This window comes from Staphylococcus sp. HMSC069D12 (assembly GCF_001810405.1).
GTDB classification, from domain to species: domain Bacteria; phylum Bacillota; class Bacilli; order Staphylococcales; family Staphylococcaceae; genus Staphylococcus; species Staphylococcus haemolyticus.
In genome coordinates, this window is the sequence record NZ_KV801109.1 from 43,095 (window position 1) to 43,393 (window position 299).

Below are 299 nucleotides of genomic sequence, written 5' to 3' on the forward strand. Positions count from 1 at the left end.
TGAGGAACAGAAAGAATTAGCCTTAAGAAGTATCGAGCGTCATATCGAAGGTAGTTTGAAGCGATATGAGGCATTAAAGAAAACTAAGATTTAAGGTGATGTAGTGAGTGCAGCGATTGAAATTATTCAAGAGAAAGTTAGCGATTACGAATTGTTCACTAGATTTAATACTTACTACATTCAATCAAGAATAGCACTCATAGAAAGTGATATAGAAGATATGTATAACCGAACTACACCTAGTTTATGTAGTGATATTGTATCTGAAAGTATTTACTATGAGAGTTATTCCGTTGAAA

The 299-nt window shown here is 32.8% G+C and carries 2 pseudogenes; both read left to right on the forward strand.

The annotated features are described in order from the left end of the window. Positions 1–94 (forward strand): annotated as a pseudogene (locus tag HMPREF2737_RS12020) (pathogenicity island protein); the annotation flags it as partial. Positions 95–103: 9 nt separating this feature from the next. Continuing rightward, a pseudogene (locus HMPREF2737_RS11670) lies at positions 104–299 on the forward strand (hypothetical protein); the annotation flags it as partial.